A 13,776-nucleotide genomic window follows, 5' to 3' on the forward strand; every position below is an offset into this window, starting at 1 on the left:
ACACTAGGGAAGATGCATTGTCTTTAGATGATTTAACTTCCAAATGACTGGCTCTCCACTTGCGTTAATAAGCTCAATGATATTATTAGAGACACCCTTTAATAGTCCGACTTTTTCTGGCACCTCTCCCATATCAAATATGACCAATTCACCAATATTTTTTTTGATCTGCTCCTCAAAATTACGCACAAGAGGAACTTTGGAAGGCACGACCGGCAATTGTGAGTTGTCAAGAGTATACGGTGTTTGTTCAGTTGAATAAGGGGTAAACCATTTTAAATGATGCATAGATATAAAAAGTATTTTAAATACGGGTGAGAAAAATACAATATAATCGTTTAAAACATTTGTAACATATCCATGGATCGATCGACCCCCAGTTACATAAACTTCAATAAACTGGCCTTTGACCTTGTTTAATGTATTTCTATATGAAAAAGCTTGAGTTTCTGCCTCTATCATTGGATCTTCCGGATTGATCAAAAATGGCTTCTCAGTACTGGTCACTATTTTCGCCTTGTTTATTTGATGAAGATGCAACAAGGGAATATAAAGATAATTGCAGCCATCAAAAATAACAAAAATATCCTGTCCGATATCTATGAGGGTGCCGACAAACCTTGTATCTCCTGAAATGACAACCTCAACATCTGTGTTAAGGAATTGATTCAAACCTTTCACGATTCTCCTCCTTTAACTGAAAAAGGGCATCACTTTATCTGATGCTCCTCCATTATCTATTAAAATTTACGTTTCCAGTGATAGTCTATCGTTCTGACAATCGTTTCATAGCTATAATCTTCCTTTTGTTTTCCTGAACTTTTTATTGAACTTGAATAACCTGGTGATCTTGATGATTGATAATCTGATGATCTTGGTGATCGTTTAGATGATTTTGATGATTGATAATCTGAAGATTTTAATGATCGTTTAGATGATTTTGAAGAACTTTTTGAACGTGACGAACGGCCAGATTTGGATGATTGATAATCCGAAGATTTTAGTGATCGTTTAGATGATTTTGAAGAACTTTTTGAACGTGACGAACGACCAGATTTGGATGATTGATCATCTGAAGATTTTAGTGATCGTTTAGATGATTTTGATGAGCTATATGATTTTGAAGAAATGAACGAATTGCTGTCCTTATCATTATTGTCTTCCTGGCTTTGTTCATTTTTTTGATCCTCTTTTTTGTACGACCCTTTTGGACCTAAGCTGATGCTTTTTATGTGAAAAGGATAGATGCGAAGCACCTCTTGATTTTTCACTATAGTATAATGGCCGTCGGCATTATCTACAAGGATACCCTCAATGGCTTCCGGACCTCCACGATTAATTGAAACCCATTTATGAGTCAGACTCTTAAAAACCTCGCTTAAATCATCAGCTTCCAAAACTCCAACTGGCGTCTGCTCTTCTATTTTCAAATCAGGCTCGTGTTTACTTATACTTTTGATGTGATGGATATTAAAATACACTACCCCATCCTCATTTGTGTTTAACGCAGCGTAATCATCTCCCAGCCAGACCAATCTTCCTTTTTTAGATTCCGGACCCCCTTGGTTAAATTGAACTGATTGGTTTATTAAATGTCCGATTAAGCTATGAAAATCATCAGCATCGAGCATTTCCTCAGTCTCAATTGTTGTGGTGCTATTATTGGTATCCTCAGTAATACTTTTCACATGCTCCAACTGATAATAAATTATTTTTTTTTCAGCTTGTAAAGCTATATAATCTGATTTTACAGCTGTTAATTTTCCTTTTTTAGATTCCGGACCTCCACGATATACAGTAACAATTTTATCTTTCATTGAGTGCAAAAAGTTATAATACGATATTTCATTATTTGAATGATATTTCATTCTCCTCTTGCTCATTCAAATTCCTCCTAGTCACTTATACATAGATGATAAACATACTGCATATATACGTGTCACATTTATTTGTTGAACTAATTCAATAGCCTAATTGTCGCTTTTTCCGCGAATACCCATTTTCACGCATTCATAAAATACTTAAATGATCTTTGAGGTATTGTGAACGGTTTTTAATATACTCGCAGATCACATCCGGCTCACGGTCAAAACGCTCAATATCATTCTTTTTATACGGGTCCATGAGGACAAACGGCCTAATCCGTTCATACATCGCCATGATTTTCGGTTCCATATATTCTATTGTAAAAAGAGATTGGAGCGTTTTTTCTAACAGGCGCTTGTAGGACTTGCGAAACTCGGATTCATCCAATATCCGGGCGGTTAGTGTATTAAATCCTTGAATTCTTACATAATCGGCAGCCATCCGCTCTCCATGGATATCCCTGCCCCAAGTCGCATCATAATCCCAAGGAATCACCTCAAATAATCCGGTTTCCCCGCTTCTGTATAATGCGTAGTTGTGGACAAACCCGTCATAGTTCGAGGTGAATACAATACCAGCAAGCCAGCGCAAATACTTATCGACATCCACGTGTTTTGTCACTTCTGACTTAAACTGAGCTTTAGGGACCGTATTAATTTTAAAAATCATATCCTGTAAATAAAAATCATCCTCCTCAGTCCCTGTTTTCTTTTCATATCCAAGCTCCAGCGATGTTTTCGTTTCCCTTTCTAAATCGCTCATCAGAGAAAAGTTGGCATCATCATCCACCGCATAAAAAATCGCGCCATCAGCCAGCTTCCTTTTCGCCAAATAATATTCATCTACGGATTCAAGTTCAAGATAAACCCCTTCATTCTTCCCATTCATCTTTACAAACACAAACTCTGCCTTTGGAGACAGTGTCCCTAGCTCCGAGAAAAAATCCAGAGACAATTTGTTTCTCATCAAGGAAGGGTCTTTATACTCCGCATTTAAGTGAATCTCTCGCGCGCCGCGGAATGTTTTCGGCTGATAAAAGGAAATATGGTATGACTTCTTTTTGAAGTCTCTGATATGTGATCCCCGATAAGCGATATCAATATCCAGCCTTTTTTGATTTACCTTCATCACAGCTGGCACCGGATCATCGTCCCATATATCCTTTTTTAATTCACGCAAGTCTTTTGGATGAACAAACAGCTGATAAAGCGGTAAATTGGATTGATTCTTCATCCATAATCCTCCTTACAAATTTTAGGCTTTTATTTTTATAAGATCTCAGCGGAACACTTATACACTTTTTAAAACCGCGCGTACTATGAGGGTAGTAAGGATCTTCATCCTTAACATATTTTTAAAAGGAGGATTTCAAATTGGGCCACTATTCCCATTCTGACATCGAAGAAGCGGTGAAATCCGCAAAAAAAGAAGGTTTAAAGGATTATTTATACCAAGAGCCTCATGGAAAAAAACGCAGTCATAAAAAGTCGCACCGCACTCACAAAAAATCTCGCAGCCATAAAAAATCATACTGCTCTCACAAAAAATCTCGCAGTCACAAAAAATCATTCTGTTCTCACAAAAAATCTCGCAGCCACAAAAAATCATACTGCTCTCACAAGAAATCTCGCAGCCACAAAAAATCGTACCGTTCTCACAAAAAATCTCGCAGCTATAAAAAATCTTACCGTTCTTACAAAAAATCTCGCAGCTATAAAAAATCTTGCCGTTCTTACAAAAAATCTCGCAGCTACAAAAAGTCATACTGTTCTCACAAGAAAAAATCTCGCAGCTATAAAAAGTCATGCCGCACACACAAAAAATCTTATCGTTCCCATAAGAAATACTACAAAAAACCGCACCACCACTGCGACGACTACAAAAGACACGATGATTATGACAGCAAAAAAGAATACTGGAAAGACGGCAATTGCTGGGTAGTCAAAAAGAAATACAAATAATCTAAGTTTTCATTGTTTCAATAGGCTGCCGGCGGAGGTACGGAAGCCTATTTTTTTATTTGCCCTGTATTAGATATATGTCATGACATAACATATGCAACCCGCATCATTTGGTTTCCTTTAAACCATTTCGTTATAATCAAGGTATCCTAACGATAAAGGCGGTTGTTGCTATGTACATATTTCAAGCTGATCAGCTTAGTGCCAAAGACACATACAAGCTATTGTCAGGTACCGTTATTCCCCGCCCCATTGCATTTGTGACAACACTTTCTTCAGGAGGAGCGGTCAATGCCGCGCCTTTCAGTTTTTATAACGTCGTCAGCTCAGATCCTCCGCTTCTCAGTATTTCTGTTAACAGGACGGAAGGACGCCAAAAAGATACAGCGCGAAACGCAGTGGAGAACGGAGAATTTGTCGTTCATGTCAGTGATGAAGCCATCATTGAAGATATCAATGAAACAGCTGCAAGCTTAAGGCCGGATGAAAGCGAGCTTACACGCACCTCGCTTCATCCTGTTGAAAGCAAAGCTGTTTCAGTTCCCGGCATTAAGGAAGCCCGCGTTCGCTTTGAGTGCAAATTAGAGCGGCATATTACCTTTGACAATGATCAAGGCATCACTACAGCAGATCTGCTCATCGGAAGAGTTGTCTGCTTCCACCTAGATGAAAAGGTGTATGATGCAGAAAAGGGATATATTTTAACGGATGAATTAAAGCCTGCCTCACGATTGGCGGGAAATCACTATGCCAAGCTGGGAGAAGAATTCACACTGATTCGTCCCAGCTGAAGAGAAGGACTATTTAAATAGAAGAAACTAGTCAAAAAGACCTTATGATTACAAAATATCGCCTGTAAATAACTGAAAAAATATCAAAAAAAGAACACCCAGAGTAAGCTCGGGGTGTTCTTTTATGAAACGTTTTTCCTTTTTCTTCGTATAAAGGTAGATTAGGAGGAATTGGAATGACAAACTTTTGGATTTTAATGCTGATCGCTATTACCATCAGTCTCGCCTCTCAATTTTTTATAAAGAAAAAATACGGTATTGATAAATCAGGCTGGCGATATAAGCATGTCAGCAATACACACAAATGGATCGAAATCACTTTACTTATTTTGTTTGTGTTTTCACTCTCCTTTTTTCCAGTTGAATATTTGCTTCTTTTATTTTTTATTGTGATTGACTCAATACGAATTTTTATGGAGTGGCATTATAGACCTGAAGATAAACAGTATATGTACCACATTGTAGAGGTCTCCCTTATGTTTATGCTTTTGATTTATATTTGTACCCTATAGTTATTTAAATCCCCACAGCCGCTCCGTCTCCCCGAGGATCGGCTCCGCCTTGGAGAAAGCCTTCTTCATCAACTTTGATTGCAGCCGCTTGTCCCATCAGCGGATCATAGTCACCGACAACCTCCACGAGATGCCCGCTGTCTTTCAGTTTTTGGATTGTTTTGTCTGTGAATCTGCCCTCGACTCTGAGACCTTCGTATTCCTCTCCCCACGTTCTGCCCCATACCCAGCGCGGTTCGCTGATTGCCTGCTGTGGATGCATTCCGTAGTCCAGCATTCGGGTAATGATGGCCGTCTGAGTCTGCGGCTGGCCTTCGCCGCCTTGTGTGCCGTACAGAATTTTTGGCTTTCCGCCTTTACAGACCATAGCCGGCATCAACGTATGGAAGGTGCGCTTTCTCGGTTCAAGCGTGTTGACATGATTTTCATCCAGTGAGAAAAACGATCCGCGGTTTTGCAGTAATATGCCTGTATCACCGGCAGTGACTGCCGAGCCAAATTCAAAGTACAGGCTTTGAATGAATGACACCGCGTTGCCATCCGCATCAATTACGGCCGCATATGCCGTATCACTTCCCACCGGCCTGCTTTCTGCCGGTTCTGCCAGAATGCCGATTTCTCCCGCCAATCGTTTCGCATAATTTTTATCCAAAAGCCTTTCAAGCGGAATGTCAGCAAACGCAGGGTCAGTCAAAAAGGCATTCCGATCTACAAAACTCTTTTTCAGCGCCTCCACAAGCACATGATAATACTCAAATGAACTGTGTTCGATTTGGGTGAAATCATAGTTTTCCAAAATGTTCAGTGTTAATAAACCGGTAAATCCCTGAGAATTCGGCGGCGCCTGATACACACTGTATCCTCGATAATCACTTGATACAGGCGCTGCCCACTCACCCCGATGCGCTTTAAAATCATCGATTGTCATGTAACTGCCGTTATTCTGTAAATGTGAGACAATCCGCTGAGCGAGATCTCCTTCATAAAATGCGCTTCTTCCTTTTTCAGCAATCAAGTTCAGACTGTCTGCAAGCTCTTTTTGCACAAACCGCTCTCCCGGGACAGGTGCTTTGCCCCTTCTCGTGAAGATGTCAGCCGTGTAAGGCGTGGAAGCCAGCAGTTCAATATTCTTTTCTGTGTGACGACACTGATCAGCTGATACAGGAAACCCATTTTGGGCATAATCGCGTGCGGGCTCCAATACATCTGCAAGAGACAGACGCCCGTACTCCTTCAGGACCGCATCCCAGCTATCAACCATTCCCGGCACGGTAATAGCACTGTCAATTCCCCGCAGCGGAATCGCGCTTTTTCCCTTATATACATCTCTCGTTACGTTTTTTCCTGAACGGCCGCTGCCATTGTAGACTTTTACTGCCTTTGTTTCCTGGTGAAAGGTCAGCCAAAAGGAATCCCCGCCAAGTCCGGTCATATGCGGGTACACAACCGCAAGACAAGCACTCACCGCAACAGCGGCGTCAAACGCGTTGCCTCCCTTATCCAGTATGCGGTTTCCGGCTTGAGAAGCGAGATAATGCGGACTGACGACCATTTGCTTTGTACCGATGACAGATTTGTTTATCACAAGTCCCCTTTTTTAAGAAATTTTCTTCAGTATAGGGAGCCTGATTTTTCACATCTACTGATCCGGCAGAAAAACTGACGAACTTTCTTCTTTTCGCAAATAATAAGATATTTTCGCATTCATTTCGAAAACAAATGAAAAATTATTATTTCTATACGTAACTTTTATGATAAAATGATTGCTAAAAGGCTACGAAAGCAGGTGGAGCAATTGAGTCATGAATATCAAATCCCCAACCTTGTACTTGATGAGACTGATAAACAAATTCTCACGATTTTGCATGAAGAAGGCAGAATTTCTTATACGGATCTTGGCAAAAGAGTCGATTTGTCACGAGTCGCCGTTCAGGCCCGTATCAACCAATTAATTGAAGCCGGTGTTATTGAAAAATTCACCGCTGTCATCAATCCCGCTAAAATCGGCATCCATGTTTCCGTGTTTTTCAATGTCGAGGTAGAACCGCAATTTTTAGAAGAGGTCGCTCTTAAGCTTGAGGAAGAGCCTGCGGTCACCAGCCTTTATCACATGACAGGCCCGAGCAAGCTGCATATGCATGGGATCTTTGCCAACGATCAAGAAATGGAAGAATTCTTAACAAAACGGCTGTATCCATTGCGAGGCGTCGTCAGTGTTGATTGCCAGATGCTGATCAAACGATACAAAAGCCGTATGGGAATGAAGCTGTAAAGGAGAGAAACGAATGAAAAACCATCCTTATCGGGATATGACGGCCGCAATGGTTCGCACCGGCATATTAGGGTTCGGCGGCGGACCTTCCGTGATTCCGCTGATCCGCCATGAAGCGGTCAATAAATATAAATGGATTGACGATGATGAATTCGGAGAAATATTAGCAATCGCTAATGCGCTTCCCGGACCGATTGCCACCAAAATGGCTGCTTATCTGGGCTTTAAGCTAAAAGGCACATTAGGTGCAATTGTGGCGATCCTCGCCCACATTCTGCCTACATGTCTTGCGATGGTGGGCTTGTTTGCGGCTGTAAATGTGTTAAGCCATTCAGCAATTGTTGCAGGTATGATTGGTGCCGTCACGCCGGTAATTGCGGTCATGCTCGGAATCATGGCGTACGAGTTTGGCCAAAAAGCGCTAAAAGGTTTCGGCTGGGTCACCGGCATCCTGTTTTTTATCATCGCTTTTATCGGCCTGCAAACTTTACAAATTAATCCCGGCCTTGTCATTATCATTTTCTTAGCGTACGGGGCGTTTCATTTTAAACTGAAAGACAAAATCACAAATAAACATTCAAAAGATAAAGGAATGTCAGCCTCATGATATCGATCTATTTATTTATGGCGTTTTTTATCGCAAACCTACTGGGATATGGCGGCGGACCTGCGTCTATCCCGCTAATGTTTGAAGAAGTCGTAAACAGATACAGCTGGCTCTCAAACGATCAATTCTCAAATATGCTCGCACTTGCGAACGCATTGCCGGGCCCGATCGCCACGAAAATCGCTGCGTATGTCGGCTACAGCGCAGGCGGGTGGCCCGGCTTCCTAATTGCCCTGATCGCAACCGTCGTACCGTCGGCGCTCGCATTGATCGTCCTGCTGCGCATCATCCAGCGCTTCCGCCAATCACCTGTCATCAAAGGCATGACGCTGTCCGTCCAGCCTGTCATCGCGGTCATGATGCTCATTCTTACCTGGCAAATCAGCGCAGACGGCATCAAAGCGATCGGCTGGATCCAATCGATCGTGATTGCGGGAATTTCGCTCCTTGCCATGACAAAATTCAAAATGCATCCGGCATTTTTGATTATCGCGGCGTTTTTATATGGGGGCCTTGTGATCCCTCATTTATAGAAAAAAGCACCTTGACAGGTGCTTTATTTATTTTGGCCCAGAAATGCCGTTTGATATGACAGCTGTTTCTTCTCCTGCGTCACTCTTGATGATGTGCTTGACTTGCAGCGTGGTTCCTGCCATTCTCACATATTGCTTCAACTGGGACGAATTGGTTTCAACTTGTATCCAAACAGGAGGCTGGACCTTCCAAAATAAAAAGAATGCAAGAATCAGCATGCCAGCAACGATCGACAGCAAAAACTTCATATCGCATCGCTTCTTTTCAGTAAGCGGCTCGCAGCGGATAGCGCCTGATGATCACGAAGAATATCGCCTGGACGATTGCCTTCTCCCAGCACATAACCTTTAAAGGGCATTCCCATAAAATGAAAAATATGTTCGAATTGCTGAATCAGCGGCAGCCCTTTTATTTTTGGATTGTCTCCGCCCACTGCTATTACATATGCCTGTTTCACTGACATTTGCTGTTTAAAATCAGGAAATCTCGGATCTCTCAATGTCTGTGACCAGCGATCAATAAACAGCTTTAATGTCCCTGACATGCCAAACCAATAAATTGGGGTGGCGAATACAAGAATATGGCACTGCAATATCCGTTCAATGATAGAATCGTAGTCATCTTGAACAGGACGAAAGCCGCCTTGGGCGTGACGCAGATCTTCAATTGGCCGAATTCGATATTTCTGCAAATAAATGTGCTCCGCATCGAATCCTTGAACAGCCTTCTCCGCAAGAACATCCGTATTTCCGCCAGACCGAGTTCCGCCGTTAATAACCGCAATTTTCATGATGCATCTGCTCCTTTGTTTACGAATGATTTTCTTCATCTTATAATGGATTCATCAATCAATACAGATGATTATTTCGATTAATCCAATCGCTAAAACCGATTTAGAAAGGAAGAGAACAAGTGGAATTGAAGCAGCTGATCACCTTTATTACGGCGGCAGAACATGTAAACTTCACCCTAACCGCCAAAATGCTTAATTATGCACAATCAAGCGTTACCTCTCAGATCAAATCACTTGAAGAAGAAATTGGGACGCCTTTATTTGAACGGCTCGGCAAGCGGCTTATCTTGACAGAAGCAGGAAAAACGTTCAAATCTTATGCACAGAAGATCATTGCGTTAACAGAAGAAGCGAAAATGGCCGCAAATCAAGTAAGAGAAACAACCGGAACCTTAAAAATCGGGGCGACAGAAAGCCAGTGCACATACCGCCTGCCCCCTATCATAAAAGAATTTAAACAGGCTTTTCCCCAAGTAAAGCTCATATTCAAACCATATATCTCCAATGAACAAGCGAAAGAACAGCTCTTACAGGGCCAGCTTGATATCACCTTCATCTTGGATGTAAACCGGATGGAAGACGCACTGCACGTTGAATCTTTGATTCAGGATGAGATCAAAATGGTGGCTGCTAATGACCATCCTTTTCCTGCGGATTTACCAGTAACATTGAAGGATCTTCAAAACGAAACTCTTCTGCTGACAGAGGACGGCTGCTCGTACCGCACGCTCTTTGAGAACAATTTGCATGACTCCGGTGTCTATCCTAACAAATTGGAATTCGTCAGCATAGAAGCCATCAAACAATGCGTGATGGCCGGACTTGGGATTGGAATCTTGCCTGAAATGACAGTAAAAGATGATATTGCAGCAGGCCGGATGAAAGAACTCAATTGGCAGAGTGATTGCCCCGTTTTCACTCAATTAGCATGGCATAAGGACAAATGGATGTCTGCGCCATTAAAGGCTTTTATCGATTTGACACGGAAAACATTCAAATAAAACCTCTCCACAAGGACGACAAGGTTTTTGAGACCAGGAAAGCACACACATACAAAAAAACACTTGATGACTTAGAGCCCCAAGTGTTACATGTGATTTTTCTGATAAAACGTTCGCAAAACATGCGTTTCAAGGTCAGCCAGGCGGACAGGGATCGGCAGCCTGCTTTCTTGATTGATCAAGCTCATCGTGATCTGATAGCTGCTGTCTAAATCAATATAATTACCGCAAGACAAGAAAATAGGCTTCACGTCCCCCCGCGTTCGCAGCGCCCGGCCATATACCTCGCCGTCAATGAGAATATCGGTGTATGCACCGACTTCATTTTCAGGCATCACGAAATCATAGCCTTTGATTTTGAGATAGGTTTTCGCAATCCCAATCGTCGGCTTGCCCAGAAAAAAAGCCGCATGGGTGGCAACGCCCATATGATTGTAATGCAGATATCCGTTGCCATCAAACAAGAAGACATCCGGCTCCGTCTCCAGCTTTTTCGCCGCCTCGATGATCAAAGGCAGCTCGCGAAACGCAAGAAAACCGGAAACATACGGTACGCTGATTTTCCCCATGCTATGCACTTTTTCAATGACTTCTTTTGTATCAGCGTCAATCACGATAATACTGCACACTCCGTATGGTTCTCCGTTCTGCTCCCAATAGGCGAGATCGACGCCTGCGCAGGTGTTGATGGAGTCTAGGTTGATGGAGGTGGATAGGTTGATTTTATGGATAAGGGATTGTTGTGTTTTTACAAATTCTTCTCTGTTTAGGTTGAAAGAATGTATTTGTTTAACATGCATCTAAAATCAATCCTACCTCCTGTTAACTAGTGTCTGTTTTTCTTTGTATTCATTTTTACTTTGAAAACTTACAACTCCAGGTTCTGCAAACTTTATTAATAGTTCTAATTAAATGTTTAACTACATTTCATTATTCGTAACTTTGTTTAATATAAATTCTATATTTTTAACTATTTCAATATGGCTATTTGTCTGAAATTCATATATGGGTTGATCCCAATCCTCATTTTGCATCATAACTAGTTGATAAAATCCATTAGCATCCGCATCTGGATACCAACCTAAATCAAGTAAGTAATTTTTACGAGAGTATGTTAATTGCATTAAATCTTGTGAAAAAAACAACCATTTTTCATCGTCTGGTGCTAGGTTTTTCGGATCAATTTCTCTAAAACTGTTTTGATTTATGGTCCATCCTTTTGGAATTCTTAAGGGTTGTAAACTTATTTCTGGCATTTTTTTTATCTTTCTCATAAAAGCCTCCTATTACTTATCAATACCAAGTTGTTTTAAATACTTATCTAATCGACTTCCAGCAATCGGATGACCATGATATTCACCACCAGAAAACTCCGCTCTAATCCAGCTTGTTGGTGTACCTAGATCATAACCGACTGTTTTTCCTGCATCATAAATGAAATAATAGTTGTTATTTCCATTATCAATAATATGACCTTTTAGAAGTGCCTCTTTTTCTAAAGCTTTGTTATTCACATCTGGTAAGTACTGAGCAGCTTTTTTACCTGTCATACTAAAACGTTTTGCTTCTTCAGGTGTTTTAGCTTTAACATGTTTATGGCCATGCGGAGTAAACGAAGCATTATTAAGCATCGTTCTAAATTCTTTACGACCATAATATCCATCGTGCGCTACTTTATCGTGATTTTTAGAAATGTTAGGACTATGAGAGCTTCCCTTACGACCGCCATCACTAACCATCTTCACAATCCCAAGATCCTTAACAGCCGTCTTTTCCACATCGACACGTACTGTCGGGATTCCGAATGTAAAGCCATCCGGAGTTACAGGGCGTTCTGCGTACACGCGGACGTTTGTTGGGACTTTGAATTGTTTTACTTTCTCTAGTGTTTTGTTTGCTTTTTGGACTTTTGAATGGGTTGCAAGCGGGATGCCTTTATCAATATGTTTCGCCAGTGCACCGGCTCCAACCAAACTCAGCACAGCTTCCAGCGCCCCCTGCTTCCGCTTCTCCTCAGACACTTTGTTTCCAAACATATCCCGTCCCGTGACGGCTTCTGAGAATCCGTTTGACGCAACAAGGCCGTATGCGCCCATTTCTGTCATTTTGAGAATGTCTAAGGATTTGCCTGTTTTGTAGGCATCTAAAGCGTGTTCAGCCGCGATAGCAGCTTTTCCGGTTTTGTAGATGGCTTTTCCGCCTTTGAAGGCGCGGCCTGCCCAGCCGACGACTGGTATAAATCCGGCTGCGGCCATAGCTCCTGCTGTCACACGTTCTGCGGTGGAGAGTTTTTCTCCGGTAACCGGGTCAACGCCTTCAGTTGCTCTTTTATAATCATAATAGCCAGTGACTTCTCCAGTAAAGTTGCAAACTCCATCCCATGTTTTTTCGTACCATGGTTTGTTTGCTTCTTCCTCGGCTTTTTCCTGGAGACGTCTTGCTTCTGCTTGCTGGGCTTTTGCATCAATATAGGTTGTTCCTTGATTTTCTACTTCAATCACGCTTTTGTAGACTTCATTGCTGTGGAAGGCTTTTTTGTCATAGTACATAGGGGATGCGCTCTTCCCATTGCTGGTGGCCTGCATGAGAACAGAATATTTGGTGAGCACTGCGTTGTCCAGAGATTCTAAATTTTGATATTCAGTGGTCAGGGATTCATCAAGCTTATCGACAGCTGTGATCGTGTCACGTCTGACTTTTTGGGCATCGCCCATCTTATCTGCATACTCGTCAAGCGTGTACATGTCGAGATCAATAATATCGCTGATGCCTGACAAAATAGAATCGATTTCTTCTTTATGAGCGGAGACTATCTCTGAGGCTTTCAGGTCTCCATTGGGCAGCTCATGATCCAAAAATGAAGTTTCCACATATGAATCATTGAGTTCTTGATCTTTAATATCTCCTGAAATGCCGTTTAAAAACGCAATTTGAGCAGAGACAAGCGTCAGCCAGCTGTCTACGATTTCCGCCTGCCCCTGAAAAAAATCTTTAATATTGTCCGCGCCTTTTCCTTTAAAATTGTCGCCTAAATCTGCAACTCCCTGAAACGCTTTTTTCAGCGTATTCAGCTGCTCTTCAAGCGTCTCATATTGCTTTTTTCTGCTCTTCGCTTCTTCGATTAAAGATTTTGATTCAAATACTTTACTCATCGCACTGCCCTTTCTGTTCTATTTTACCGCTATCGCCTCGTCCTGCTCTTTGAGTGAATCTACGTTATCCTTTGTATCCTCGATATTTTTCTGTACCGCTTTTTTGTAATCTCCGAGCATGGTTTTGATGTTCTCCTCACGCTCATGATATTTTTTCGTATAATCGAGTTTATTTTTTCCATTGGACCCCGCGGCGCCGATTGATACGTCAGCAAGCGCATCTTTGACAGAATCCAATGTTTTGATGACTGTGTCGTACTTCAGCTTAATTTCTGACATAAAAAAAG

At 41.8% G+C, this 13,776-nt stretch carries 17 protein-coding genes; 7 read left to right on the forward strand and 10 right to left on the reverse strand.

What is annotated here, in order from left to right:
* Positions 1-3 precede the first annotated feature (3 nt).
* The 3 genes from MHI44_RS08855 to cotH form a co-directional block, all read right to left on the reverse strand.
* Positions 4-681 (reverse strand): DUF2642 domain-containing protein, encoded by a 678-nt coding sequence (locus MHI44_RS08855; RefSeq protein WP_003242695.1) that lies wholly within the window; start codon positions 679-681, stop codon positions 4-6.
* A gap of 59 nt (positions 682-740) precedes the next feature.
* A complete protein-coding gene (gene cotB / locus MHI44_RS08860) occupies positions 741-1,883 on the reverse strand; it encodes a spore coat protein CotB (protein WP_339203345.1) in 1,143 nt (380 codons plus the stop codon).
* Positions 1,884-2,010: 127 nt separating this feature from the next.
* Positions 2,011-3,099 carry a spore coat protein CotH gene (cotH, locus tag MHI44_RS08865; protein WP_015251067.1) on the reverse strand — a complete coding sequence of 363 codons (1,089 nt, stop codon included), beginning with the start codon at positions 3,097-3,099 and terminating at the stop codon, positions 2,011-2,013.
* 140 nt (positions 3,100-3,239) lie between these two features.
* Between cotH and cotG the strand changes: the two genes are divergently transcribed.
* The 3 genes from cotG to MHI44_RS08880 all read left to right on the forward strand — a co-directional run bounded on the left by cotG (position 3,240) and on the right by MHI44_RS08880 (position 5,130).
* Positions 3,240-3,827 carry a spore coat protein CotG gene (gene cotG / locus MHI44_RS08870; protein WP_010886627.1) on the forward strand — a complete coding sequence of 196 codons (588 nt, stop codon included), beginning with the start codon at positions 3,240-3,242 and terminating at the stop codon, positions 3,825-3,827.
* A 173-nt stretch (positions 3,828-4,000) separates the two neighbouring features.
* Entirely contained in the window at positions 4,001-4,618 is a 618-nt protein-coding gene (locus MHI44_RS08875) for a flavin reductase family protein (protein ID WP_003227852.1), read from the forward strand.
* 176 nt (positions 4,619-4,794) lie between these two features.
* Positions 4,795-5,130, forward strand: a complete 336-nt coding sequence (locus MHI44_RS08880; protein ID WP_014481121.1) for a DUF4181 domain-containing protein — start codon at positions 4,795-4,797, stop codon at positions 5,128-5,130.
* A gap of 4 nt (positions 5,131-5,134) precedes the next feature.
* Here the strand turns inward: MHI44_RS08880 and ggt are convergent, their stop codons facing one another.
* Positions 5,135-6,712 (reverse strand): gamma-glutamyltransferase, encoded by a 1,578-nt coding sequence (gene ggt / locus MHI44_RS08885; RefSeq protein ID WP_339203533.1) that lies wholly within the window; start codon positions 6,710-6,712, stop codon positions 5,135-5,137.
* Between the two features lie 213 nt (positions 6,713-6,925).
* Between ggt and chrS the strand changes: the two genes are divergently transcribed.
* The 3 genes from chrS to chrA are packed head-to-tail and all read left to right on the forward strand — an operon-like array spanning position 6,926 to position 8,542.
* Positions 6,926-7,402 (forward strand): chromate efflux transcriptional regulator ChrS, encoded by a 477-nt coding sequence (chrS, locus tag MHI44_RS08890; RefSeq protein ID WP_014478181.1) that lies wholly within the window; start codon positions 6,926-6,928, stop codon positions 7,400-7,402.
* A 13-nt stretch (positions 7,403-7,415) separates the two neighbouring features.
* Positions 7,416-8,009, forward strand: a complete 594-nt coding sequence (gene chrB / locus MHI44_RS08895; RefSeq protein ID WP_003227843.1) for a chromate efflux transporter subunit ChrB — start codon at positions 7,416-7,418, stop codon at positions 8,007-8,009.
* Positions 8,006-8,542: a chromate resistance efflux protein ChrA gene (gene chrA, locus MHI44_RS08900; RefSeq protein WP_029726023.1), complete on the forward strand. Its 537-nt coding sequence runs from the start codon at positions 8,006-8,008 to the stop codon at positions 8,540-8,542. The genes chrB and chrA overlap by 4 nt, the downstream gene beginning before the upstream one ends.
* A gap of 27 nt (positions 8,543-8,569) precedes the next feature.
* Here chrA and MHI44_RS08905 read toward each other — a convergent pair whose 3' ends face one another.
* Together MHI44_RS08905 and MHI44_RS08910 are read right to left on the reverse strand one after the other, a co-directional pair.
* Positions 8,570-8,791: a hypothetical protein gene (locus MHI44_RS08905; RefSeq protein WP_116315771.1), complete on the reverse strand. Its 222-nt coding sequence runs from the start codon at positions 8,789-8,791 to the stop codon at positions 8,570-8,572.
* Complete coding sequence (locus tag MHI44_RS08910; protein WP_024572836.1) at positions 8,788-9,333, reverse strand: flavodoxin family protein; 546 nt, start codon at positions 9,331-9,333, stop codon at positions 8,788-8,790. Before MHI44_RS08910 ends, MHI44_RS08905 begins: the two co-directional genes overlap by 4 nt.
* 122 nt (positions 9,334-9,455) lie before the next feature.
* Between MHI44_RS08910 and MHI44_RS08915 the strand changes: the two genes are divergently transcribed.
* A complete protein-coding gene (locus MHI44_RS08915) occupies positions 9,456-10,337 on the forward strand; it encodes a LysR family transcriptional regulator (protein WP_014481127.1) in 882 nt (293 codons plus the stop codon).
* An 86-nt stretch (positions 10,338-10,423) separates the two neighbouring features.
* Here the strand turns inward: MHI44_RS08915 and MHI44_RS08920 are convergent, their stop codons facing one another.
* From MHI44_RS08920 to MHI44_RS08935, 4 genes are all read right to left on the reverse strand, one after another.
* Complete coding sequence (locus tag MHI44_RS08920) at positions 10,424-11,137, reverse strand: endonuclease V (RefSeq protein ID WP_033885055.1); 714 nt, start codon at positions 11,135-11,137, stop codon at positions 10,424-10,426.
* A gap of 120 nt (positions 11,138-11,257) precedes the next feature.
* Positions 11,258-11,611 carry a hypothetical protein gene (locus MHI44_RS08925; RefSeq protein WP_014481129.1) on the reverse strand — a complete coding sequence of 118 codons (354 nt, stop codon included), beginning with the start codon at positions 11,609-11,611 and terminating at the stop codon, positions 11,258-11,260.
* Positions 11,612-11,623: 12 nt separating this feature from the next.
* A complete protein-coding gene (locus tag MHI44_RS08930) occupies positions 11,624-13,489 on the reverse strand; it encodes a T7SS effector LXG polymorphic toxin (protein ID WP_116315768.1) in 1,866 nt (621 codons plus the stop codon).
* Positions 13,490-13,507: 18 nt separating this feature from the next.
* Entirely contained in the window at positions 13,508-13,768 is a 261-nt protein-coding gene (locus tag MHI44_RS08935) for a YwqI/YxiC family protein (RefSeq protein ID WP_003227825.1), read from the reverse strand.
* Between the last annotated feature and the right edge of the window lie 8 nt (positions 13,769-13,776).

The organism is Bacillus sp. FSL K6-1366 (assembly GCF_037976695.1).
Taxonomy (GTDB): Bacteria; Bacillota; Bacilli; order Bacillales; family Bacillaceae; genus Bacillus; species Bacillus subtilis.

Bases quoted from the DNA above. Each gene is read 5' to 3' on its own strand.
- MHI44_RS08910 (WP_024572836.1), bottom strand. From the start codon at position 9,333: ATGAAAATTGCGGTTATTAACGGCGGAACTCGGTCTGGCGGAAATACG.
- MHI44_RS08920 (WP_033885055.1), bottom strand. From the start codon at position 11,137: ATGCATGTTAAACAAATACATTCTTTCAACCTAAACAGAGAAGAATTT.
- MHI44_RS08905 (WP_116315771.1), bottom strand. From the start codon at position 8,791: ATGAAGTTTTTGCTGTCGATCGTTGCTGGCATGCTGATTCTTGCATTC.
- cotH (WP_015251067.1), bottom strand. From the start codon at position 3,099: ATGAAGAATCAATCCAATTTACCGCTTTATCAGCTGTTTGTTCATCCA.
- chrB (WP_003227843.1), top strand. From the start codon at position 7,416: ATGAAAAACCATCCTTATCGGGATATGACGGCCGCAATGGTTCGCACC.
- MHI44_RS08930 (WP_116315768.1), bottom strand. From the start codon at position 13,489: ATGAGTAAAGTATTTGAATCAAAATCTTTAATCGAAGAAGCGAAGAGC.
- MHI44_RS08935 (WP_003227825.1), bottom strand. From the start codon at position 13,768: ATGTCAGAAATTAAGCTGAAGTACGACACAGTCATCAAAACATTGGAT.
- MHI44_RS08875 (WP_003227852.1), top strand. From the start codon at position 4,001: ATGTACATATTTCAAGCTGATCAGCTTAGTGCCAAAGACACATACAAG.
- MHI44_RS08925 (WP_014481129.1), bottom strand. From the start codon at position 11,611: ATGAGAAAGATAAAAAAAATGCCAGAAATAAGTTTACAACCCTTAAGA.
- chrA (WP_029726023.1), top strand. From the start codon at position 8,006: ATGATATCGATCTATTTATTTATGGCGTTTTTTATCGCAAACCTACTG.
- MHI44_RS08880 (WP_014481121.1), top strand. From the start codon at position 4,795: ATGACAAACTTTTGGATTTTAATGCTGATCGCTATTACCATCAGTCTC.
- cotB (WP_339203345.1), bottom strand. From the start codon at position 1,883: ATGAGCAAGAGGAGAATGAAATATCATTCAAATAATGAAATATCGTAT.